This is a genomic window from Roseovarius lutimaris (assembly GCF_900115165.1).
GTDB lineage: Bacteria > Pseudomonadota > Alphaproteobacteria > Rhodobacterales > Rhodobacteraceae > Roseovarius > Roseovarius lutimaris.
Genome location: NZ_FOVP01000001.1, coordinates 72,432 through 95,260, shown reverse-complemented (window position 1 = coordinate 95,260; position 22,829 = coordinate 72,432). Strand labels below are relative to the sequence as shown.

At 60.4% G+C, this 22,829-nt stretch carries 27 protein-coding genes; all 27 read right to left on the bottom strand.

Going from position 1 to position 22,829, the window contains the following annotated elements:
* Positions 1 to 157: 157 nt before the first annotated feature.
* The 27 genes from BMZ91_RS00460 to BMZ91_RS00330 all read right to left on the bottom strand — a co-directional run bounded on the left by BMZ91_RS00460 (position 158) and on the right by BMZ91_RS00330 (position 22,645).
* Positions 158 to 1,825, bottom strand: a complete 1,668-nt coding sequence (locus BMZ91_RS00460) for a ribonuclease J (RefSeq protein WP_092833191.1) — start codon at positions 1,823 to 1,825, stop codon at positions 158 to 160.
* Between the two features lie 6 nt (positions 1,826 to 1,831).
* Positions 1,832 to 2,602, bottom strand: a complete 771-nt coding sequence (locus BMZ91_RS00455) for a type III pantothenate kinase (protein WP_092833189.1) — start codon at positions 2,600 to 2,602, stop codon at positions 1,832 to 1,834.
* 15 nt (positions 2,603 to 2,617) lie between these two features.
* On the bottom strand, positions 2,618 to 3,382 hold the full coding sequence (locus BMZ91_RS00450) for a biotin--[acetyl-CoA-carboxylase] ligase (RefSeq protein ID WP_092833187.1): 765 nt from the start codon (positions 3,380 to 3,382) through the stop codon (positions 2,618 to 2,620).
* Between the two features lie 113 nt (positions 3,383 to 3,495).
* Positions 3,496 to 4,929 carry an NADH-quinone oxidoreductase subunit NuoN gene (gene nuoN / locus BMZ91_RS00445; RefSeq protein WP_092833185.1) on the bottom strand — a complete coding sequence of 478 codons (1,434 nt, stop codon included), beginning with the start codon at positions 4,927 to 4,929 and terminating at the stop codon, positions 3,496 to 3,498.
* Positions 4,930 to 4,945: 16 nt separating this feature from the next.
* Positions 4,946 to 6,493, bottom strand: a complete 1,548-nt coding sequence (locus tag BMZ91_RS00440) for an NADH-quinone oxidoreductase subunit M (protein ID WP_092833183.1) — start codon at positions 6,491 to 6,493, stop codon at positions 4,946 to 4,948.
* Entirely contained in the window at positions 6,493 to 8,601 is a 2,109-nt protein-coding gene (nuoL, locus tag BMZ91_RS00435) for an NADH-quinone oxidoreductase subunit L (protein WP_092833181.1), read from the bottom strand. The genes BMZ91_RS00440 and nuoL overlap by 1 nt, the downstream gene beginning before the upstream one ends.
* 4 nt (positions 8,602 to 8,605) lie before the next feature.
* Positions 8,606 to 8,911 carry an NADH-quinone oxidoreductase subunit NuoK gene (gene nuoK, locus BMZ91_RS00430; RefSeq protein ID WP_092833602.1) on the bottom strand — a complete coding sequence of 102 codons (306 nt, stop codon included), beginning with the start codon at positions 8,909 to 8,911 and terminating at the stop codon, positions 8,606 to 8,608.
* Between the two features lie 159 nt (positions 8,912 to 9,070).
* Positions 9,071 to 9,679, bottom strand: a complete 609-nt coding sequence (locus tag BMZ91_RS00425; RefSeq protein ID WP_092833179.1) for an NADH-quinone oxidoreductase subunit J — start codon at positions 9,677 to 9,679, stop codon at positions 9,071 to 9,073.
* Positions 9,676 to 10,089 (bottom strand): carboxymuconolactone decarboxylase family protein, encoded by a 414-nt coding sequence (locus BMZ91_RS00420; RefSeq protein WP_092833177.1) that lies wholly within the window; start codon positions 10,087 to 10,089, stop codon positions 9,676 to 9,678. Before BMZ91_RS00420 ends, BMZ91_RS00425 begins: the two co-directional genes overlap by 4 nt.
* The gene (nuoI, locus tag BMZ91_RS00415; RefSeq protein WP_092833175.1) at positions 10,086 to 10,580 is read right to left on the bottom strand and encodes an NADH-quinone oxidoreductase subunit NuoI; all 495 of its coding nucleotides are present in this window, start codon (positions 10,578 to 10,580) and stop codon (positions 10,086 to 10,088) included. The genes BMZ91_RS00420 and nuoI overlap by 4 nt, the downstream gene beginning before the upstream one ends.
* 149 nt (positions 10,581 to 10,729) lie before the next feature.
* The gene (gene nuoH, locus BMZ91_RS00410; protein ID WP_092833174.1) at positions 10,730 to 11,767 is read right to left on the bottom strand and encodes an NADH-quinone oxidoreductase subunit NuoH; all 1,038 of its coding nucleotides are present in this window, start codon (positions 11,765 to 11,767) and stop codon (positions 10,730 to 10,732) included.
* Positions 11,768 to 11,774: 7 nt separating this feature from the next.
* Positions 11,775 to 12,176, bottom strand: a complete 402-nt coding sequence (locus tag BMZ91_RS00405; RefSeq protein WP_092833173.1) for a hypothetical protein — start codon at positions 12,174 to 12,176, stop codon at positions 11,775 to 11,777.
* Between the two features lie 2 nt (positions 12,177 to 12,178).
* Positions 12,179 to 14,167 (bottom strand): NADH-quinone oxidoreductase subunit NuoG, encoded by a 1,989-nt coding sequence (nuoG, locus tag BMZ91_RS00400; protein WP_092833171.1) that lies wholly within the window; start codon positions 14,165 to 14,167, stop codon positions 12,179 to 12,181.
* A gap of 6 nt (positions 14,168 to 14,173) precedes the next feature.
* Entirely contained in the window at positions 14,174 to 14,380 is a 207-nt protein-coding gene (locus BMZ91_RS00395) for a hypothetical protein (protein ID WP_143076277.1), read from the bottom strand.
* A 38-nt stretch (positions 14,381 to 14,418) separates the two neighbouring features.
* Positions 14,419 to 14,751 carry a hypothetical protein gene (locus tag BMZ91_RS00390; protein ID WP_092833167.1) on the bottom strand — a complete coding sequence of 111 codons (333 nt, stop codon included), beginning with the start codon at positions 14,749 to 14,751 and terminating at the stop codon, positions 14,419 to 14,421.
* Between the two features lie 97 nt (positions 14,752 to 14,848).
* Positions 14,849 to 16,144 (bottom strand): NADH-quinone oxidoreductase subunit NuoF, encoded by a 1,296-nt coding sequence (gene nuoF, locus BMZ91_RS00385; protein ID WP_092833165.1) that lies wholly within the window; start codon positions 16,142 to 16,144, stop codon positions 14,849 to 14,851.
* Between the two features lie 6 nt (positions 16,145 to 16,150).
* Positions 16,151 to 16,390, bottom strand: a complete 240-nt coding sequence (locus tag BMZ91_RS00380) for a DUF5337 domain-containing protein (RefSeq protein WP_073193960.1) — start codon at positions 16,388 to 16,390, stop codon at positions 16,151 to 16,153.
* Positions 16,387 to 17,070 (bottom strand): NADH-quinone oxidoreductase subunit E, encoded by a 684-nt coding sequence (locus tag BMZ91_RS00375; protein ID WP_092833163.1) that lies wholly within the window; start codon positions 17,068 to 17,070, stop codon positions 16,387 to 16,389. The genes BMZ91_RS00380 and BMZ91_RS00375 overlap by 4 nt, the downstream gene beginning before the upstream one ends.
* A gap of 36 nt (positions 17,071 to 17,106) precedes the next feature.
* The gene (locus BMZ91_RS00370) at positions 17,107 to 18,324 is read right to left on the bottom strand and encodes an NADH-quinone oxidoreductase subunit E (RefSeq protein WP_092833161.1); all 1,218 of its coding nucleotides are present in this window, start codon (positions 18,322 to 18,324) and stop codon (positions 17,107 to 17,109) included.
* Positions 18,325 to 18,606, bottom strand: a complete 282-nt coding sequence (locus tag BMZ91_RS00365) for a hypothetical protein (protein WP_092833160.1) — start codon at positions 18,604 to 18,606, stop codon at positions 18,325 to 18,327.
* Positions 18,603 to 19,358, bottom strand: a complete 756-nt coding sequence (locus BMZ91_RS00360) for a hypothetical protein (RefSeq protein WP_092833159.1) — start codon at positions 19,356 to 19,358, stop codon at positions 18,603 to 18,605. Before BMZ91_RS00360 ends, BMZ91_RS00365 begins: the two co-directional genes overlap by 4 nt.
* A complete protein-coding gene (locus BMZ91_RS00355; protein ID WP_092833158.1) occupies positions 19,358 to 19,720 on the bottom strand; it encodes a hypothetical protein in 363 nt (120 codons plus the stop codon). Before BMZ91_RS00355 ends, BMZ91_RS00360 begins: the two co-directional genes overlap by 1 nt.
* Positions 19,720 to 20,937 carry an NADH-quinone oxidoreductase subunit D gene (locus BMZ91_RS00350; protein ID WP_177193755.1) on the bottom strand — a complete coding sequence of 406 codons (1,218 nt, stop codon included), beginning with the start codon at positions 20,935 to 20,937 and terminating at the stop codon, positions 19,720 to 19,722. The genes BMZ91_RS00355 and BMZ91_RS00350 overlap by 1 nt, the downstream gene beginning before the upstream one ends.
* Positions 20,937 to 21,140 (bottom strand): hypothetical protein, encoded by a 204-nt coding sequence (locus tag BMZ91_RS00345; RefSeq protein ID WP_245736164.1) that lies wholly within the window; start codon positions 21,138 to 21,140, stop codon positions 20,937 to 20,939. Before BMZ91_RS00345 ends, BMZ91_RS00350 begins: the two co-directional genes overlap by 1 nt.
* Positions 21,137 to 21,745, bottom strand: a complete 609-nt coding sequence (locus tag BMZ91_RS00340; RefSeq protein ID WP_092833156.1) for an NADH-quinone oxidoreductase subunit C — start codon at positions 21,743 to 21,745, stop codon at positions 21,137 to 21,139. The genes BMZ91_RS00345 and BMZ91_RS00340 overlap by 4 nt, the downstream gene beginning before the upstream one ends.
* Positions 21,742 to 22,275 (bottom strand): NuoB/complex I 20 kDa subunit family protein, encoded by a 534-nt coding sequence (locus BMZ91_RS00335; RefSeq protein ID WP_092833155.1) that lies wholly within the window; start codon positions 22,273 to 22,275, stop codon positions 21,742 to 21,744. Before BMZ91_RS00335 ends, BMZ91_RS00340 begins: the two co-directional genes overlap by 4 nt.
* 4 nt (positions 22,276 to 22,279) lie before the next feature.
* A complete protein-coding gene (locus BMZ91_RS00330) occupies positions 22,280 to 22,645 on the bottom strand; it encodes an NADH-quinone oxidoreductase subunit A (protein WP_092833598.1) in 366 nt (121 codons plus the stop codon).
* Positions 22,646 to 22,829: the final 184 nt, after the last annotated feature.

Below are 22,829 nucleotides of genomic sequence, written 5' to 3'. Positions count from 1 at the left end.
CGAATTGATACGGCACCGCAGTCTTGACCCCAGACTAGGCCTTGGCCGACGTATTCAAAAGAAATTCTTATAGTGCCAGTTTGGCGCAAATCACGAAAAAAGGCGCGGCAGCCCCCGCCACCGCGCCCCTTTTGCATATCACTCGCTGTGTCTCGTCTCAGGCGCTGAGGCGGCTGATCACCACGGTCACCTCGGGGCGTTTGCCAATCTCGTTCTGCGTGCTCTGACGCGCGACCCGGCGTAGGCCCTCTTCCAGCTTGTCGTCATCGGCCAGCGTCTTGTTGGCGGCGCGGCCCATGAATTGGCTCAGGTCTTCTTCCAGAACATCGACGAGCGGCGCATTGTTGCGCCCGGTATAGGCAAGGCCCATGGTTTCGCACCACGGCTCGCCAAGCGGGTCATCCTCTTCGTCCAGAATGACGTTGATCATCACATGCCCGTTCAGGGCCATGCGGATGCGATCGCGCACCACGCCATCCATCGCGCCGATCTGAACCGATCCATCAAGATAGGTCCGCCCGGTTTCGATATATTCGGCCACCTTGGGTTTGTTGCCGCTCAGATCAACCATCATGCCGTTGACCACAAGCATCCCGCCAAGCTTGTTTGATTCGGCAAGCTTCACATGCTCGCGCAGGTGGCGATGTTCGCCGTGCATCGGGATCACGGTCTGCGGCTTGATAATCTTGTGCATCGCGTCAAGGTCGGGGCGGTTGGCATGGCCCGAGACGTGATAGCGGTCATCGCCCTCGATCACGTCAACGCCCATTTCGCTAAACTGGTTCATGATGCGGATCACGCCGCGCTCATTGCCCGGAATAGTCTTGGAGGAAAACAGAAAGGTATCGCCCTCTTTCAAGGTCATCCCCTGATATTTGCCATTGGCAAGCTGGGCACTGGCGGCGCGGCGCTCGCCCTGGCTTCCGGTGACGATCAGCATGACATTCTCGCGCGGCAGGCCTTTGGCATCTTCCGGGCTGATGGTGTTGGGAAAGCCCTTGAGAACGCCGGTCTCGACGCTGGCCTCGATCATCCGGCGCATCGCCCGTCCCATAAGACAGACCGAGCGCCCGGCCCGTTCGCCCGCCTCGGCAAGGGTTTTGACCCGCGCGACGTTGCTGGCGAAGGTGGTGCAGATGAACATGCCGTTGGATTGCTCGACCAGCTCGGTGATCGGCGCGGCAACGGAGGCCTCAGAGCGGCCATCATGGTGGCTGAACACATTTGTGGAATCGCAAACCAGCGCCTTGACACCCGGAGCGGCAAGGCTCGCCCAGAGGTCGTGATCAAAAGCTTCGCCAACCACGGGGGTTTCGTCGATCTTGAAGTCGCCGCTATGCACGATCCGACCGCCGGCACTGTCGATCACCAGACCAGAGCTTTCGGGGATCGAATGCGAAATCGGCACATAGCCAACGCTAAACGGCCCCGCCTGAACCACTTCGGGCCAGGGTGACACGGTCTTGACCGCGCTTTCGGGGTGGCCATGTTCGCTCATTTTGCGGCGCGCAAGGTTCGAGGTAAAGGCGCGGGCATAGATTGGCGCGCCAAGCTGTTCATAGCAATGCGCCACCGCGCCAAGATGGTCCTCATGAGCATGGGTGATGAACACCGCCTCTAGCTGATTGCGCCGCTCGGCCAACCAGGTGATATCGGGCAGAATAAGATCCACCCCCGGCGTGCCATCCATATCCGGAAAGGTAACGCCGAGATCCACCAGGATCAGGCGCTCTTTGCCGGGTTTTCCATAACCATAGACATAGGCATTCATGCCAATTTCGCCCGCCCCGCCAAGGGGAAGGTAAATCAAACGTTCACTACTCATGGGGCGTCAGCCCTCCTTGTTATACGCGTCGATCACGGTCAGCCCGTGCATCGTCAGATCATCCCGGAACACATCGAAAATCGCGTGCCCCTGCTGGAATAACGGCGCCAGCCCGCCGGTTGCGACCACTTTCATGGCGCGGCCTCTCTCGGCCTTTATCCGGTCACATATCCCATCGATCAGCCCGACATAACCCCAGAACACCCCCGATTGCATGCAATCGACGGTATTGGTGCCGATGACGCGGGCGGGCATGGTGATATCCACATGCGGCAGGGCGGCGGCGGCCTCGTGCAGGGCCTGAAGCGAGAGGTTCACACCCGGCGCGATCACCCCGCCAATATAGGCACCATCGCTTGCGACTACATCAAAGGTCGTGGCGGTGCCAAAATCCACCACGATCAGATCGCCGCCATATAGATCATAGCCCGCCACCGTATTGACAAGCCGATCCGGCCCCACCTGCGTGCCCTCGTCCACGCGCACATCCACCGGCAGGCGGCAATCCGGCTTGCCCACCACAAGCGGGCGGCAGTTGAAATAGCGATCCGAAAAGACCCGCAGATTGAACACCACCCGCGGCACGGTCGAGCTTATGATCACCGAGCGGATATCGGTCTTGATGCCGAAATGATTAAGAAGCGTGGAAAACCAGACAAAATACTGATCCGCCGTGCGCTGATGCTCGGTCGAGGTGCGCAACGTACATAGAAACGTCTCGCCATCCCAGATCGAAAAGACGGTATTGGTATTGCCGCAATCAATCGCCAGTAGCATCGCGCGCCTCCTCGCTTAGAAAAAAACCTCGGCGGCGGCAATCGCGCGGCGCCCCGTGGGGGTTGATAGAACAAGATTGCCCGCGCCGTCCACCGTCTCAAAAATGCCGGTCACCTCTTCGCGGCTGGTGCGCGCGGTGATGACCTCGCCAAGACGCGCCGCGCGCGCAAGCCAGGCGTGGCGAATGGGTTCGAACCCATAGGTAACAAACTGCGCCTCGGCGCGCGCATAGGCCGGTGCCAGCAGATCGAGAAACGCCTCGGGGCCGATCGCAACACCGGTGCCCGACACAACCGAAACCGGGCGCAGCGCGCCGGGCTCGACCGCGCCCACCTCCGGCGCCTCCTTGAGGTTCACACCGATTCCAATGGCAAAATGGCTGAACCCCGCGCCGCTGCCCGCGCTTTCCAGCAAAATCCCGGCAAGCTTGCCCCCCTTCAGCAACACATCGTTGGGCCACTTGAGGGCAAAATCCTCGGCCTGCCCGGTGGCCGCAACAAGCGCCTCATAGAGCGCCAGCGACGCCACGAAAGACCGCAGCGCAACCCGGTCCGGCGTCTCATTGGGACGCATCACAAGGCTGGCGGAAAAATTGCCCGCTGGATCGGACCAGCCACGCCCGCGCCGCCCGCGCCCGGCGGTCTGCTCAAGCGCCAGGATCCACTCCGGCCCGGCAAGCCCCGGCGCCAGACGCGCCGCCTCGGCATTGGTGCTGTCCACCGATGCCAGCACACGCCGCCCATAGCCCGCGGGCCAGTCCCACTCAGACCCCAATTTCATCTTTCCCAAAATACTCCCGCCGGAGGCGCGCGCCCGGGCACCGGGCGCCAAATATGAAAGCGACGCGCCCCTTGGGGCGCGTCACACTTGGATCAGACAGGTATAGGCACCGCTCAGTTGACAAGCGTCGCCGCCGCCGCCTGGGCCATTGCCTCGACCCCGAACATGTTGATGATGCCGACAAGCATGATCGCCGCCGAGGCCATCAAAAACGCCCATTGCACCGGCGACCGCCCGGTTTCAAGCGCTTCGCCCTCTTCGCCGAAATACATGTAGAACACGATCCGCAGATAATAGAACGCGCCGATTACACTGGCGACCACACCGGCCACCGCAAGCCAGGCAAGCCCGCCCTCATAGGCCGCGCGCAGCACGTAAAGCTTGCCGAAAAAGCCCAGGAGCGGCGGCACGCCGGCAAGGCTGAACAACAAGATCAGCATCGCAAGCGCCCGGCCCGGCTGCGCCTTGGCATACATGTTCAGGCTGCGGATATCGGTTACCGGCTGACCGTCGCGCTCCATCGACAGGATAAAGGCAAAGGTGCCGATATTCATCGTCAAATAGATCGCCATGTAGATCAGCATCGCCTGAACGCCAAACACCGTCCCCGAGGCAAGGCCCATCAGGGCATAACCCATATGCGCGATCGATGAATAGGCCATCAGGCGTTTGATATCGGTCTGCCCGATCGCCGCGACGGCGCCAAGGAACATCGAGAGCAAGCTCAGCGCCGCCAGCACCTGCTGCCAGTCGCCAACCACGCCGCCAAAGGCGTCATGCACGACCCGCGCAAAAAGCGCCATCGCGGCCATCTTGGGCGCAGTGGCAAAAAACGCGGTGATCGGCGTCGGCGAGCCCTCGTAAACGTCTGGCGTCCACATGTGGAACGGCACCGCCGAAATCTTGAAGGCCAGCCCCGAGATCACCAGCACCAGACCGATCAAAAGACCAATCGGCGCCTGCCCCTCTGCGGCGGCGATGATGCCGGAAAACAGCGTCGTGCCTGCATAGCCATAGGTCAGCGACGCGCCATAAAGCAGCAAGCCGGAACTGAGTGCGCCAAGCACGAAATACTTGAGGCCTGCCTCGGTCGATTTGGCGCTGTCACGGCGCAGCGAGGCAACCACGTAAAGCGCCAACGATTGCAGCTCGAGCCCCATGTAAAGCGCCATCAGATCGCCGGCACTGACCATCACCATCATGCCGACCGCCGCCAGGGCGATCAGGATCGGATATTCAAACCGCAGGATATCGCGGCGCGCCATGTATTCCTGTCCCAGCACCAGAACGGCGGCGGCCGACAGAAGGATCGTCACCTTGGCGAAACGGGCAAAGCCATCGTCATTGAACATACCGCCAAAGGCGGTTCGGATGCCTTCGCCGGTGGCGCCGATCCACAGCGCCATCAGCACGAACAGCGCGGCGGTCAGCCAGACCAGCATGCCCGCCATCTTGTCCTTGCCGGTGTAGGCCACCAACAGAAGGGCGGCCAGTGCATAGACCGAGATCACAATCTCGGGCAGGATAACAGTCAGATCAGCCTGCATCTTCAGGGCCTCCGGTTCAATGCGAGGTTTCGGCAACCTGCGTGGCGCTCGATGCCACGGCCTGTGCCGTCTCATAGTTGGAAATCAGCGCCTCGACAGAGGGGCCGGTGATATCGGTGACCAGCCGGGGATAAACCCCGAGCAGCAGCGTCATCACCACCAGCGGTGCAAAGATTGCCCGCTCGCGTTTGCTCATGTCGGTGATGGTCCTCAGGCTTTCCTTGATCAGATCGCCCATCACCACCCGGCGATAAAGCCAGAGCGCATAAGACGCCGACAGGATCACGCCGGTGGTCGCCACCGCCGCCACCCAGGTATTGACCTGAAAGATCCCGACCAGCGTCAAAAACTCGCCGACAAAACCCGAGGTGCCCGGCAGGCCGACATTGGCCATGGTGAAGAACATGAAAATCAGCGCATAGGCCGGCATCCGGTTCACCAGACCGCCATAGGCGTCAATCTCGCGGGTGTGCATGCGATCATAGATCACGCCCACGCAGAGGAACAGCGCCCCCGAGATAAAGCCGTGGCTGACCATCTGAAAGATCGCGCCGTCGATGCCCTGTTGGTTGGCGGCAAAGATACCCATGGTGACATAGCCCATATGCGCCACGGATGAATAGGCGATCAGCTTTTTCATGTCTTCCTGCGCAAGCGCCACCAGCGAGGTATAGACAATCGCGATCGCCGACATCCAGAGCACCAGCGGCGTCAACACCTCTGCGCCCACCGGGAACATCGGCAAGCTGAAGCGCAGGAAGCCATAGCCGCCCATCTTGAGCAGGATCGCGGCCAGAACCACCGAGCCGGCCGTCGGCGCCTGAACGTGGGCATCGGGCAACCAAGTATGCACCGGCCACATCGGCATCTTGACCGCGAAGCTGGCAAAGAACGCCAGGAACATCAGGGTCTGCATGCCGCCGACAATGTGAACGCCGAGGATCGAGAAGCTGTCGCTTGCAAACTCATGCTTGAGCAGCGCCGCAATATCGGTGGTGCCCGCATCCGAGAACATCGCCACCATCGCCACCAGCATTAGCACCGAGCCAAGGAAGGTGTAGAGGAAGAACTTGAACGACGCATAAATCCGCGCCTTGCCCCCCCAGATGCCGATGATCAGGAACATCGGGATAAGGCCGGCCTCGAAGAACAGGTAAAACAGCACCAGATCAAGCGCCATGAACACGCCAAGCATCAGCGTTTCCAGAAGCAGGAAGGCGATCATGTATTCCTTGACGCGCGAGGTGACCTTCCACGAGGCGGCAATGGTCAGCGGCATCATGAAGGTGGTCAGCATCACGAAGAGAACGCTGATCCCGTCAACGCCCATCTTGTATTGCAGCCCAAGCAGCCACTCGCGCTGTTCCACGAACTGAAAGCCGGTGTTCGACGAGTCAAATTCAAACAGGATGAACAGCGAGACCACAAAGGTCAGCGATGTCGCGATCATCGCCACCCATTTGGCATTGCTTTGCGCCGCCTCATCCTCGCCGCGCAGGAAGATGGCCAGAATGGCCGCCGCAACAGCAGGGATGAAGGTGACAATGGAAAGAAGGTTATCCATCAGTTTGCCCCTCCGAAGATCGTCATCCATGTCACCAGGATCACGATCCCGATCACCATGGCGAAGGCATAGGTGAAGATATAGCCGGACTGTGCCCGGCCCGCGAGGCGGGTCAGACGGGGAATAAGCCCCATTGCCACGCCGTTGAGCGACCCGTCAATGATATCACCATCGCCACGCTTCCAGAGAAGATGCCCAAGGGCCTTGGCGGGACGCACGAAGACGGCATCATAGATTTCGTCAAAGTACCATTTGTTCAACAGGAACAGGTAGAGCGGACGCTGGCTTTCGGCCAGTTTGCCCGGCATGCTCGGGCTCCAGATATAGAACCAGAGCGCGGTGACAAAACCAAGCAGCATGGCGATGAACGGGCTGACCTTGACCCATGTCGGCGCGTGATGTGCGTCGTCCAGCACCGTGTTGTCGGGATGCATGAAGATCGCGCCCTCGGGCGCTGTGCCATGCGCCAGTGCCGGTGTGGCGGCGGCGTGCTCGTCGCCCCCTTGCGTGGCCGCCTCGCCATGGCCGGTCTCTGCCGCAGGAGCGTCGCCGTGACCGGCATCGGCCGTCACCGCATGGACGGGCATGCCGAAGAACTTGTTCACCTGCTCGTGGCTGCCAAAGAAGCTGTTGTACCAGACCATGCCCGAGAACACCGCGCCAAGCGCCAGCACACCAAGCGGCACCAGCATCACCATCGGCGATTCATGGGCATGCTCGTGGGTGTGCTTGTCGCCGCGCGCCTTGCCAAAGAAGGTCATGAAAATAAGCCGCCAGCTATAGAAACTGGTGAACAGCGCCGCGATCACCAGCATCCAGAAGGCATAGCCGCCCTGCGTGCCGGCCCATGCGCTCTCGATCACCGCATCCTTGCTGAGGAAGCCGGCAAAGCCGATATGGGTCAGCGGGATGCCGACGCCGGTAATGGCCAGCGTGCCGATCATCATCGCCCAGAACGTATAGGGCAGCTTTTTGCGCAGGCCGCCATAGTTGCGCATGTCCTGTTCGTGGTGCATCCCGTGGATCACCGACCCGGCGCCGAGAAACAGCATCGCCTTGAAAAACGCATGCGTCAGAAGGTGGAACATCGCCACCGAATAGACTCCGACACCGGCGGCCACGAACATATAGCCAAGCTGGCTACAGGTGGAATAAGCGATGACGCGCTTGATGTCGTTCTGCACAAGGCCCACGGTGGCGGCAAAGAAGGCGGTCGAGGCGCCGATAAATACAACAACGTTCATCGCTTCGGGGGCATATTCCATCAGCGGCGACATCCGGCAGACAAGGAACACCCCAGCCGTCACCATGGTCGCGGCATGGATCAGCGCCGAGACCGGCGTCGGGCCTTCCATCGCGTCCGGCAACCAGGTGTGCAGGAAAAGCTGCGCCGATTTACCCATCGCACCGACAAACAGCAGAAACGCGATCAGGTTGGCGGCATTCCACTCGGTCCAGAGGAACGTCAGCTGGGTTTCAGCCAGCTGCGGCGCGGCGGCAAATATCTCGTCAAGCTTGATGCTGTCGGTCAGGAAATAAAGCGCCATGATGGCAAGCGCAAAGCCGAAATCGCCGATCCGGTTGACCACGAAGGCCTTGATCGCGGCGGCATTCGCACTTGGCTTGCGATAGTAAAACCCGATCAGAAGGTAGGAGGCAACGCCAACCCCTTCCCAGCCAAAGAACATCTGCAACAGGTTGTCTGAGGTCACCAGCATCAGCATCGCGAAGGTGAAGAACGAGAGATACGCAAAGAACCGGGGGCGATAGCTCTCGGTTTCCTTGAAGTTCTCGTCATGCGCCATGTAGCCCATCGAATAAAGATGCACGAGCGCCGAGACCGTGGTGATCACGATCAGCATGATCGCCGTCAGCCGGTCCATGCGAATGGCCCAGGCAGTGTCAAGCGTGCCCGACTGAACCCAGTCGAGGATATGCACGCTATGGGTCACGCCGTCATGGGTCAGAAAGATGACCCAGCTGAGCAGAGCCGACAGGAACAACAGCCCCGTGGTCAGCCATTGCGCGCCCTTGTCGCCAATGATCCGCCAGCCAAAGCCCGCGATGATCGCCCCGACAAGAGGCCCGAAGAGGAGAGTGGTTTCCATGGCTTCAGCCTTTCATCACGTTGACGTCTTCCACGGCGATGGTGCCGCGGTTCCGGAAGAAACAGACCAGAATGGCCAGGCCGATCGCGGCCTCGGCGGCGGCCACGGTAAGCACGAAAAGCGTGAACACCTGCCCGACCAGATCGCCAAGGTAACTTGAGAAGGCCACGAAGTTGATATTGACCGACAACAGGATCAACTCGATCGACATCAAAAGGATGATCACGTTCTTGCGGTTCAGAAACAGGCCGAAAATGCCTATCACGAATAACGCCGCCGCGACCGTTAGATAATGTTCAAGTCCGATCATGTCTGTCCCTCCGGGCCTTGCCCGTTTGTCGTTCTTCCCGGCGACCCGAAATGCCCCGGTCGCATTCATCCTCTCGTCATCCCGGGCTTGACCCGGGATCTCCTGGCATGTCGCACCACGTCAGGAGGCCCCGGATCAGGTCCGGGGCGGGTCAGCGGCTCAGAGCCCCTGCCCCGGCTTCACGTCCTTGAGTTCCATCGCCTTGGCCGGATCGCGCCACATCTGGTGCAGCACGTTCTGGCGTTTGACATCCGTGCGATGACGCAGCGTCAGAACGATCGCGCCAATCATCGCCACCAGCAGGATCAGCCCGGCCAGCTGGAACAGCAGGAAGTATTTGTCATAAAGCAGCAGGCCAAGTGCTGCGGTGTTTTCAACGCCCTCGGGGGCCACGGCGGCGCGTGCGCCCATTGCGCCCTCGGAGGCATCCCATGCGCCAAAGGCAAGCCCAAGCTGCATCAAAAGGATCACACCGATCAGCAAGGCCAGCGGCATGTATTTCGCCATTTCCGCCTTGAGTTCGGCAAAATCGACGTCAAGCATCATCACCACGAAGAGGAACAGAACCGCGACCGCGCCGACATAGACGATGATCAACAGCATCGCCACGAATTCCGCCCCAAGCAGCACGAACAATCCCGCCGCCGAGATGAACGACAGGATCAGCCACAGCACCGAATGCACCGGGTTGCGGCTGATCACCGTGAACAGCCCCCCGACCAGCAACGAGACCGCAAACAAATAAAAGGCCATGGCCGCAATCGTCATTTGTCTTTTCCTTTTTCTTCGCTCTCGTCCATCACCTCGCGCGCAAAATCCATGGCGCGGGTCATCGACGGAATACCGGCGAACATCGACATCTGCGCGATGGTCTCGGCGATCTCTTCCTTGGTGGCCCCGGCCTCGAGTGCGTGGCGCACGGTCAGGCGGATCTGCGTGTCGCTCTGCGCGCCCAGCATCGTCAAGCCGGCCAGCGTCAGCAAAAGCCGGGTCTTGGCATCCAGGCCCTCTTTGCTGGCGCCCTTGCCGAAACTCATTTCCATGAATTCCTTGGGCATCGTCGGCCAGAGCTTTTCAAACCCCTTCGGCGAAAAGGATTCGAGCGCCGGGTTCATGGCCTTGGCCATTTCCTGCGCCTGGTTCATCAGCATTTCAAAGGGGTTTTTGGGATCGGTCATCGGTACGGTGCATCCATTTCTAGGTTGCGGGCAATCTCGGCCTCCCAGCGGTCGCCGTTATCAAGCAGACGCGCCTTGTCGTAAAACAGCTCTTCACGGGTCTCGGTGGCAAACTCGAAATTCGGCCCCTCGACAATCGCATCCACCGGGCAGGCCTCCTGGCAGAAGCCGCAATAGATGCATTTGGTCATGTCGATGTCATAGCGCGTGGTGCGGCGCGAGCCGTCATCGCGCGGCTCGGCGTCGATGGTGATCGCCTGCGCCGGGCAGATCGCCTCGCAGAGCTTGCAGGCGATGCAGCGCTCTTCGCCGTTGGGGTAGCGACGCAACGCATGTTCGCCGCGAAAGCGCGGGGAAAGCGGGCCTTTTTCATGCGGATAGTTCAGCGTCGCCTTGGGGGCAAAGAAATACTTCAGGCCCAGCTTGAAGCCGATGACGAAATCCTTGAGCAGGAAATATCCTGCCGCACGCCCGTAATCTATATTCGCCATGGATCAGCTCCTAACGTCTTGCAAACGGGTTTTGCCCGCGGTTTCGAGGCCATGCAAAGCTTTGTCGCACGCTTCGGGTTTGGCAAAAAATCTGACAACGGCCCCGGTCGAACCTGCGCAGTGATACAAATAAACCTTGCGATCCATCCTCAGCCCCCAATCGCCCAACGGGCCCAAAAGCCGCCGAACACTTCGAATTTCGCAAGGAACGACACGATCACCACCCAGCCGATGCTCATCGGCAGGAAGACTTTCCAGCCGATCCGCATCAGTTGATCATAGCGATAGCGCGGCGTGATCGCCTTGACCATGGCGAAGATGAAGAAGAAAAATGCCATCTTGCCAACCATCCAGAGCACGCCATCCGGCAGCCCCGGAATCGGCGAGAGCCAGCCGCCAAAGAACAACAGGCTCATCAGGGCGCACATCAGGAAAATGGCGATATATTCACCGGCCATGAACAACAGGAACGGCGTGCTTGAATATTCCACCTGATAGCCGGCCACCAGTTCGGATTCCGCCTCGGGAAGGTCGAACGGCGGGCGGTTGGTTTCGGCAAGCGCGCTGATGAAGAACAGGAAGACCATCGGGAAATGCGGCAGCCAGTACCAGCCGAAAAAGCCATATCCGGTGTCCTGCGCGCGCACGATTTCGCTAAAGTTGAGCGACCCGGTCGAGATGATGATCCCGATGATGATCAGACCGATGCTGACCTCATAGGAAATCATCTGCGCCGCCGAGCGCAACGAGCCAAGGAACGGGTATTTCGAGTTGCTGGCCCAACCTCCCATGATCACGCCATAGACCTCAAGCGATGAAACAGCAAAAACAAACAGCACCGCAACGTTGATATCCGACAAAACCCAGCCATCGTTGAACGGAATAACCGCCCAGGCCAGGATCGCCAGCACAAAGCTGGTCATCGGGGCGAGCATGAACACCGCCTTGTCGGCACCGGCCGGCACCACGATTTCCTTGACGACATATTTCAGGGCGTCCGCCACCGATTGCAGGATGCCAAAGGCCCCCACCACGTTGGGCCCGCGCCGCATCTGCACCGCCGCCCAGATCTTGCGGTCGCCGTAAACCAGGAACAACAACGAGATCATGACAAAGGCCACAACGGCCAGACATTGCGCCACGATCAGCACGGCGATCCCAAGCGGGGTTGTAAAGAATTCAGACATCAGGCCCTCACACCATCGGTATTCCATTTTCCGCACAATTGGCGGCGACGACTTCGGCGTCGATTGTCTTCAAGCCTCGGGGCAATGCCGCCGAGATGGTATAAATCGCATCGCCGCGCCAGACGCCACCCTCTTCCGCCAGATTCGTGCGCAGATGGCGCGCAAATCCATAGCCGCGGATCAAAGTGTATTGCGCCGCGGCGCATTCGGCATAGCGATCGACATCCTCGCGGCCACGCGCACCGCGCATGGTGACGTGGAAATTCACCAGATCACCGTCCAGAAGCCGCGTCTCAATCCCGTCGTAGCTGGGTTGAAACGCCGCGGTCGTCCCCGCGCCGGCCTCGGCACAGCCACTCAGCCCCCCGATGAGGCAGAGCGCCGCAGGCGTTATGAGGCCCGCGCGCATCTTCACTCTGCGGCCAGCGGGTTTTCGGCCCGTGCCTTGGCATTGGCGCTCAGCGTGCCCATCACCTCGCTTGCGCGGGCGATCGGGTTGCTGAGATAGAAATCGGATATGGCGGTGCGGAAATCGGCGCGGCCCAGCTTGGCCTTGGCCAGCGGCACCCAGTCGTTTTCCGGCACGCTGTCGATCATTTTGAGATGCGGCACCTCTGCGACCAGCGCCTTGCGCAGCTGCGCGATGCTGTCATAGCCAAGCACCGCGCCGATTTCCCCCGAGAGCGCGCGCAGGATGGCCCAGTTTTCCTTGGCCTCGCCCGGTGCAAACCCGGCCCGAAGCGCCAGTTGCGGGCGGCCTTCGGTGCTGACGAACAGGCCCTGTTCCTCGGTATAGGCGGCCCCCGGCAGGATCACATCGGCGCGATGCGCGCCGCGATCGCCATGGCTTCCCTGATAAATCACGAACGGCCCGGCGGCGATCTCGACCTCGTCGGCGCCAAGGTTGTAAACCACATCGGCGCCCTCAATGGCGGCCTCAAGACCGCCTTCGGTCACCGCCCCCACATCCATCGCGCCGACACGCCCGGCGGCAGTGTGCAGCACAAGCAGACGCCCCGAAAGCGCCTGCGCGGCGGCCAGAACCGCCTCGCCGTCCGCCTCGCGCAGCGCGCCCTGCCCGACGATCACGATTGTGTCCTCGGGCACGTTCAGCCCGTCAAGCGCGGCGCGGTCGGGGCCCGCATGGTTATAGTCATAGGTCAGATCGATCTTGGGGCCGACCACGGTGACATTGGCCCCTTTGATCCAGGCGCGGCGCACGCGCGCATTGAGAACCGGCGCCTCGACCGCCGGGTTGGTGCCGATCAGAACGAAATTCCTTGCGCTATCAATATCTTCGATGGCGACATTACCAACATAGGCGCTTCGGTTGCCAATCGGCAAACGGGCCTTGTCGGTGCGGCATTCAACCTGACCGCCCTGCCCCTCGACCAGTTGCTTGAGGGCAAAGGCAGCCTCGACCGGAACCAGATCACCGACCAGACCGGCGAGTTTCTTGGCGCCCTTGATTGCGTCGGATGCGCGGCCAAGCGCCTCGCCCCAAGTGGCCGGACGCAGCTTGCCGTTCTCGCGAACATAGGGCTTGTCCAGACGCTGACGGCGCAGCCCGTCCCAGACAAAGCGGGTCTTGTCGGAAATCCATTCCTCGTTCACGCCATCATGGTTGCGCGGCAGGATACGCATCACTTCACGGCCCTTGCAATCGACGCGGATGTTGCTGCCAAGCGCGTCCATCACGTCGATGGTCTCGGTCTTGGTCAATTCCCACGGGCGGGCGGTAAAGGCATAGGGCTTGCTCACAAGCGCACCGACCGGGCAGAGATCAATGATGTTGCCCTGAAGGTTGCTGTTGAGGGTCTGGCCCAGATAGCTTGTGATCTCGGCATCTTCGCCGCGACCGGTCTGGCCCATCTGCATGATGCCGGCCACTTCGGAGGTAAAGCGCACGCAGCGGGTGCAGGAAATACAACGCGTCATGTGGGTTTCGACCAGCGGGCCAAGATCAAGGTCTTCGGTGGCGCGCTTGGGCTCGCGATAGCGGCTGAAATCGACGCCATAGGCCATCGCCTGATCCTGAAGATCGCATTCGCCGCCCTGATCGCAGATCGGGCAATCAAGCGGGTGGTTGATCAGCAGGAATTCCATCACCCCCTCGCGGGCCTTCTTGACCATCGGGCTGTTGGTTTTCACCACCGGCGGCTGGCCTTCGGGGCCGGGGCGCAGATCACGCACCTGCATCGCACAGCTTGCCGCCGGTTTGGGCGGCCCGCCGACGACCTCGACCAGGCACATCCGACAGTTGCCGGCAATCGACAGCCGCTCGTGATAGCAAAAGCGCGGCACTTCGACACCCGCGACCTCACAGGCCTGGATCAGGGTCATTGCCCCTTCAACCTCGATCTCCTGATCGTCGATGATGATCTTGCGTAGGTCAGACATCTGTTCTCACTTTGCTTTCAGAAGGCCCCCGGTCTTGCGGCTGCGGGCAATCTCGTCAGGGTCGAGGTTGCAGAGCGCCGCCGGATCGGACGGGTTCAGTCTTTTGGATTTCACGTGTTTGTCGTCACGCGCGGGCCTGCGCGCGCTTGGGTTGCCGCTGTGGACATCGGCCAGATTCTTCGTGCCACAGATCGGTTGCGGCGCGGCTGTCACAGAAGAACAAGCCGCGTAGGCCTTTGATATGACCTGCATTACGACCATATTATACATCTACCCGTAACCGACACCGTATCCCCCGAACGGCCATAAATCGGGCCTTGCCCTTCGGCCACACCGGACCATTCGATTTCGGATGTGCCAAAGCTTTCCAGACAATAGCGCGTCGCCTCATGCAGGGCGGCCTGCTGCGCGCCGTCAATCCCGCGCGCCGCGCGCCTCACCGAGGCGGTAAAATTGCGGCGGTCATCCTTTTCGGCCCGCGTCTTGGGGGGATAATAATTTCCCTCGAAATAGACGCGCTCCGACCGCTCTGTGCAGGCGCCAAGCATCAGAACCGCCAGCGTTATCATCACTGCATGCTTCATGCCCGCGCCTCCTGCGGTGCCATGGCGGGCACCGTCAAGGCCAAGGCCGCAAGCACGACCATCGCGAAACCGAATGTGGCAAAGATGTCCATCATGCTCACTCTGCTGCCACCGCGCTGACGCGGCCACTGCGTTTGGCCTTGATGCGGTCCTCGATCTCATCGCGGAAGTTGCGGATCAACCCCTGAATCGGCCAGGCCGCTGCATCGCCAAGAGCACAGATCGTGTGGCCCTCAACCTGCTTGGTCACATCCAGAAGCATGTCGATCTCTTCGGGCTCCGCCTCGCCGCGCACCAGACGATCCATCACCCGCATCATCCAGCCGGTGCCCTCGCGGCACGGCGTACACTGGCCACAGCTTTCGTGCTTGTAGAATTTCGACAACCGCCAGATCGCCTTGATGATATCGGTCGACTGATCCATCACGATCACCGCCGCCGTGCCAAGGCCCGAACGTTGTTCGCGCAGGTAATCGAAATCCATGATCGCCTCGCGCATATTCTCGCCCCGGATACAGGGCACCGAAGAGCCGCCGGGAATAACGGCCTTGAGATTATCCCAACCGCCGCGAATACCGCCGCAATGCTTTTCGATCAGTTCTTCGAAGGTGATCGACATCGCCTCTTCGACGACGCAGGGATTGTTGACATGGCCGCTGATCGCGAAAAGCTTGGTGCCGGCGTTGTTGGCGCGACCAAAGCCCGCAAACCAATCCGGACCGCGCCGCAGGATCGTGGGCACCACGGCAATCGATTCAACGTTGTTGACCGTGGTCGGGCAGCCATAAAGCCCGGCGCCAGCCGGAAACGGCGGCTTCATCCGCGGCATGCCCTTCTTGCCCTCAAGGCTTTCCAGAAGCGCGGTTTCCTCGCCGCAGATATAGGCGCCGGCACCGTGATGCAGGTAAATGTCGAAATCCCAGCCCGATTTGCAGGCGTTCTTGCCGACAAGACCGGCCTCGTAAGCCTCATCAATCGCGGCCTGAAGCGCCTCGCGCTCGCGGATATATTCGCCGCGAATGTAGATGTAACAGGCGTGTGCCTGCATCGCGAACGATGCGATCAGACAGCCCTCGATCAGGGTGTGCGGATCGTGGCGCATGATCTCGCGGTCCTTGCAGGTGCCGGGCTCGGATTCGTCGGCGTTGACCACAAGATAGCTTGGCCGCCCGTCGCTTTCCTTGGGCATGAACGACCATTTAAGACCGGTGGGAAAGCCCGCACCGCCCCGGCCCCGAAGCCCGCTGGCCTTCATCTGATTGACGATCCAGTCGCGCCCGTTCTGCAAAATCTTTGCCGTTCCATCCCAATGACCACGGGCAATCGCGCCTTTCAGGCTACGATCATGCATCCCGTAGATATTGGTAAAGATACGGTCCTGGTCCTTCAGCATAAGGCTCTACCTCTGATTATCCTGGCGCAGCCGCCAGATTTGATAGGTCACCACCAACGCCCATATGAGCGCGGCAATCGCGGCAAGATCGAACAGAAAGACAAACCGTACCGGCCAGCCCATCTGTCCCCCCAGCCATTGGGCCGCCAGCCAGATCAGCATGGTCGCCGCAATAACCACACCGGCGGTGCGGCCCTTGCGTGCCATCTGTTGATCTTTCTCGCGCTCGCCCATCGCTTGCATCATCCTTCGTATACGCCGCCCTTGGCGACGCGTTTTGAAAACTCGGTCTCACCGCCCGCCGCCAAAACCTTGGCCTGCTCGACCCAGTTGTCGCGACTGACCCGGCCCTTGAACCCCTTGAGGTTCTGGTCGACCCAAGTCACCTCGTCTGCACCCCAGCCGGCGATCTGGTCAAAGTGGTAAAAGCCAAGCTCGTTGCACAGTTGCTCAAGTTTCGGCCCGACGCCCTTGATCTGCTTGAGATCATCGGCCTTACCGCCTTTGGGTGCGCTCAGTGCCTCGGGGCGCGTTCCGGCGCCTGCCGGTGAACCGCTTGCCTTGGGCTTTGCCTTGGGCGCCGACACACTTTCGTTGCCGATTGGCGTCGTGTCCGGTTTCACCGCCGTCGCGCCGCTCTCTGCCGCCGGGGGGGCTGTTCTGGGCGCGGTCGCGGCCGTGGTGGTTGGCTCTGCCGCCGGGGTCGTGGCATCCGTGCCCTCGCGACCGCGATCCTCCGACGTCTGGCCGGTACAGATCAACCGCGCGGTCACAAGGCCGAAAAACGCGGCGCAGGCCAGACCCAACAGCAGCGCGGCCAGAAAGCCAACCGCGCCGGATGTCGACAATAGAACCAGCACGCCAACCACGACGGCCAGTCCCCAGCAAACAAGCTGGCAGGTGCCTAGTTTCGATCTGTCCAACATAACAAGTTACCCCCTGTGGATTTCAAGCAGGCGCGGTCAATAAATGCCGCCCTTCTTGGCCCGGGCAGAAAACTCCGTCTCTTTCCCCTCAGCCAGCAATTTTGCCTGCTCAACCCAACTGTCACGGCTGACCCGTCCCTTGAACCCTTCAAGGTTCTGATCGACCCAGCTGACCTCGTCCTCCGTCCATTTTGCAATCTGATCAAAGTGGTAAAAGCCCATGTCGTTGAGCAGCTTTTCAAGCTTTGGCCCAACGCCTTTGATCATCTTGAGATCATCTGCCCCGGATTTGCGCGGCGCCTTCATCACGCGGGGCTGTTTGCCCGGCCCGGTTGACGCCACCGGGTCCGCCGGGGATTTCACCGGCTCGGCGGCCGGTTTGATCGCCGGTTTCGCGGTTGTCTTGGCCTGTGCCTCGGCCTTGGTGGCCCCGGTCACATCGGCCTTGGCCTTGGCACCGGGTTTCGGGGCGGGCTTTTTCGCGACCACATCCACCGGCGCATCGTTTTGCTTGACCTTTGACGCGGCGGGCTTGTGATTGGCCCCCTTGTCGCGCCAGGGTGTCAGGATCGGCACCTCGGTGCCATCAATCCGCTTGACGGTATCGCCAATGTCGCTGGCCAGTTGCACGCTTGCATTGTATTTGGCGCGGCCACTGTCAAACTCGGTCAGGCTGGTCAGGCCGGATTTCGGCTCGGCGGCGTAGCGGCCATTTTGCGGGCCCGGTGTCGGCACCTTGCCATCCGCCAGGTCGTCGATCATTTCGGCAAAGCGGGCGGCGGTCAGATCCTCGTAGTAATCCTTGCCGATCTGGGCCATTGGCGCGTTGGCGCAGGCGCCAAGGCATTCGACCTCTTCCCAGGAAAACTTGCCATCCGCCGACAGCTCGTGCGCACGCGGCGCAATCTTTTCGCGACAGACAGCAATCAGATCCTCGGCACCGCAGATCATGCAGGTGGTGGTGCCGCAAACCTGAATGTGCGCTACGCTTCCGACCGGCTGAAGCTGGAACATGAAATAGAAAGTCGCCACTTCGAGGGCGCGGATGTAATCCATGCCAAGCATGTCGGCGACATGTTCGATCGCCGGACGGCTGAGCCAGCCTTCCTGTTCCTGTGCGCGCCAGAGCAACGGGATGATCGCGCTGGCCTGACGGCCCTCGGGATATTTGCTGATCTGCCCTTGTGCCCAATCCTGATTGGCGGGGGTGAAGGCAAAGCTTTCGGGCTGCTCGTGATGAAGACGGCGTAGCATCTATGCACAGGCTCCTGTGGTCAGTTTGACGCCTCCGTCGGCAAGCCGCTCGGCCCCACCGGAGGAAAGTTTATAGGCCGTGATATCAAGCACCTGTTGCCGCGTCAGCCCGGTCTGAAACTCGACCGGCAGATAGTCAGCTTCGGTCACCATCTCGCAGCCCACACTTGCCACGGCCGCCTCGTAGGCGGCAATATCCTGGGTCGACACGCCTTTCGGCGGCAGGGCACAGGCGGCGGTCAGTCCAAGGCAGGCCCCGGCGAATACAGTCTTGCGCATCATTGGGCACATAGCTCCTTGTTGATTTTCAATGAATCAGTCTCAATATCCATGGCAGCCTCGCCATCGGCGACCATCTTGGCAATCACCGGGCGCATTTCCTTGGCGTTAAAGCCTGCGGCGGGCAGCAGCCGGTGTGAGTCTCCGCGACTCATCGAACAGCCGACAGTCGCCATATAGGCCAGAAAATCGCTGCGCAATTGTTCGGCGTTGCGCGGGGCGGCCTTAGGGGTGGGTGCGCTCGCCGCCATATCTCCCGAGAGACCCTTGAAGGTGTCGCAAAGGCTTTGCTCAAGATAGACCGCCTTTTCATCCTCTGACAGGCGCACTTCGCTCATCCGCAGCATCTTTTCCATCAAAAGCCGCACTTCCGCCATCTCGACGCCGACACGGCCCAGCAAAGCAGGCGCCTCTTGAGTGGTCATCGCGCAATTGTTGTCGGCAAGCGCCGCAAAAAAGCGCTCGCGGCCGGAATAATCAAGCCGACCGCCACAGGCCCCGCCAAACACAACCAGTTGCCCATCCATGATGCGCGCCCGCTCTTCCACGATCAGCCGTTCGGTAATCGCCTTGGTTTCGGCCTTATCGTCGAACCCGGCCTCTGGCATGATCACATCGGCGCGGTGCGGTGACATCCGACAGCCATTTTCGGCCATGACCGCGACAAAGGCCTCGATCCGCTCAGAGCTTACCGTTTCCGCCTGCGCCAGAGCAGGCAGCGCCGCCAGAGCCAGTCCAAGTATAACGTTTTTCATCACGCCCCCTGCCTCATTGCCAACATGGCAACGATTGCCACGATCAATCCGGCAACACCGGCGCTGACATGCTTGGCAATCGGAAGTCCGCCACGCGCATAAATCCAGGCATCGTGAAAGCCGAAATAGGCAAACACCGAAAACAGCACCGCAATCACCTTGAGATCACCGTAAAGCGTTGCGCCGACCGCCAGCAAAACCATGCCGACATAGCGATCCGCCATCACCTCGGGAAGCTTTTCCGCCCGATGCGTGGTCTGCGCCAAGCCTGCCACCGGGTCGCGCAGGAACAGGACCGCAAGCGCACCCGTCACCAGCACCCCTGCGCCCGAAAGCGCTATGGCAAGGCCTGTCAGCGTCATTAGCGGTCAATCTCCCCAAAAACGACATCCATCGTTCCGATGATCGCCGCCACATCGGCGAGCTGATGACCGCCTGCGATGTGATCCATCGCCTGAAGGTGCAAAAAGCCTGGCGCGCGAATTTTGGCGCGGTAGGGTTTGTTGCTGCCATCGGCCACAAGGTAGACGCCAAACTCGCCCTTGGGCGCCTCGACGGCGGCATAAACCTCGCCTGCTGGCACGTGAAAGCCTTCGGTGTAAAGCTTGAAGTGGTGAATGAGCGCCTCCATCGAGGTTTTCATCTCGCCGCGCGAGGGGGGCGTGATCTTGCCACGGGCAAGCACATCGCCCTGCCCTTCGGGCGCGCGCAGCTTTTCAACCGCCTGATGAATGATCCGCAGCGATTGGCGCATTTCCTCCATCCGGACAAGATAGCGGTCATAGCAATCGCCGTTCTTGCCGACGGGGATTTGAAACTCGAATTCGTCATAGCATTCATAGGGTTGCGCGCGGCGCAAATCCCAGGCCATGCCAGAGCCGCGCACCATCACGCCCGAAAACCCCCAGTCAAGCGCCTCTTGCTCGGACACGACACCGATATCGGCATTGCGCTGTTTGAAGATGCGGTTTTCGGTCAGAAGCCCGTCAATATCCGCCATTACGGCCGGAAATTCATTGGCCCATGTTTCGATATCGTCGATCAGATCATCGGGCAGGTCCTGATGCACGCCGCCGGGCCGGAAATAGGCCGCGTGAAGCCGCGCACCGCAGGCCCGCTCGTAAAAGCACATCAGCTTTTCGCGCTCCTCAAACCCCCAGAGCGGCGGCGTCAGCGCGCCCACATCCATCGCCTGCGTAGTGACGTTGAGCAGATGGTTGAGGATACGGCCAATCTCGGAATAAAGCACCCGGATCAGGCTGGCGCGGCGCGGCACCTCGACCCCGGTCAGCTTTTCAATCGCCAGACACCAGGCATGCTCCTGATTCATCGGCGCCACATAATCGAGCCGGTCGAAATACGGCAGATTTTGCAGATAGGTGCGCGATTCCATCAGCTTTTCGGTGCCGCGGTGCAGCAGGCCGATATGCGGATCACAGCGCTCGACAATTTCGCCGTCAAGCTCAAGCACAAGACGCAAAACACCATGCGCCGCAGGGTGTTGTGGACCGAAGTTGATGTTGAAGTTGCGGATCTGTTGCTCGCCGGTCAGGGCGTCATCGAATTTCGCGCCGTCCATCATGCACGCCCCCCGTCAAGCTTGTCCCGGAACGCCATGACCCATAGCAGAACCAATGCGCCAAGCGGAATGATGGCCACCAGTGCAACCCAGTTCGGAATGCCGAATTTCGGCAAAAGCCGCCAGAACGGGATAACGATCAACGCGGCAAAGATCACCATAAACAACAGACCGCCGCCCCCCATGCCATAGCCACCCATCATTTCGCCCCCTCTTTCTTTTCATCGCCCGGAAGGATGTATTCGGCCCCTTCCCATGGGCTCATGAAATCAAACTGGCGGTATTCCTGCACAAGGCTGACAGGTTCATAGACCACGCGCTTGTAGACCTCGTCATAACGCACCTCGGTATAGCCCGTGGTCGGGAAATCCTTGCGCAGCGGATGGCCGCGAAAGCCGTAGTCGGTCAGAATTCGGCGAAGATCGGGATGACCACTAAAGAGAATGCCAAACATGTCAAACACTTCGCGTTCAAACCAGTTGGCGGCCGGATAAATCTCGGTGATCGAGGGCACCATGTCATCGGAACGCACCGCCACCCGAAGGCGGATGCGGTGGTTCTGATACATGCTCAGCAGGTGATAGACCACGTCATAGCGCTTGGCCCGCTCGGGATAATCCACGGCGGTGACATCGACCAGCGAGGAAAACGCGCAGTTCTGATCGGTTTTCAGGAACTCGACCAGCCCGGCGATATTGGACAGCGCCACATCGACGTTGAGCTCACCATGGGCAATCTCCCAGCCAATCACGCAATCGCCACGCTTGGCCTCGATATAGCCGCCCAGTTCTTTCAGTGCCTGACTCATCTGATAATTGTCCCCGTCCGGCGAATTTTGCGCTGCAATTGCAGGATGCCATAAACCAGCGCCTCTGCGGTCGGCGGGCAGCCGGGCACGTAGATATCGACCGGCACAATCCGGTCACAGCCACGCACCACCGAATAGCTATAGTGATAATACCCGCCGCCATTGGCACAAGACCCCATCGAGATCACATAGCGCGGCTCGGGCATCTGGTCGTAAACCTTGCGCAGTGCCGGGGCCATCTTGTTGGTCAGCGTGCCCGCCACGATCATCACGTCGGATTGACGGGGTGACGCGCGCGGGGCAAAGCCAAAGCGCTCCACGTCATAGCGCGGCATCGCCGTGTGCATCATCTCAACCGCACAGCAAGCCAGCCCAAAGGTCATCCAGTGCAAGCTACCGGTGCGCGCCCAGTTGACGATATCCTCGGTCGAGGTCAGCAGAAAGCCCTTGTCCTGCAAGTCGGCATTCAATGCCTGTGTGGCCACTTCGCGGTCCGGCCCGGCCGTGTTGGCGCCAGTCATCACACCCATTGCATCACTCCCATTCCATCGCTCCTTTGCGCCATTCATAGGCAAATCCGGCGGTCAGAACGGCCAGGAACACCATCATCGACCAGAACCCGGCCATGCTGACGTCCTTGAATGCCACCGCCCAGGGAAACAGCATCGCAATCTCAAGATCGAAAATGATGAACAGAATCGAGACCAGATAGAATCGGACATCGAATTTCATCCGCGCATCGTCAAATGCGTTGAACCCGCATTCATAGGCGCTGAGTTTTTCGGAATCGGGGTTGCGAACGGCCAGAACGACGGCCGCAAGGATCAGGACAATGCCCAATCCGATGGCAACGGCCAGAAAAACGAGGATGGGAAGGTATTCCCTCAGCATCTCTTCCACGGGGTGGCTCCTTTCATGCGCGTGCACACGCATTCAGATGGCTGCAAATCTATTTCGGGTTTAAACCTGCCCCTGCATGGGGTCAACCGAGCGCGCGCAGAAACGCGGGCCGGAAACAGAGGATTTTAGCACTTTGTATGCCACGGTATGCCGCAATCGCGCCAGATTGGCCATGAAACCTGAC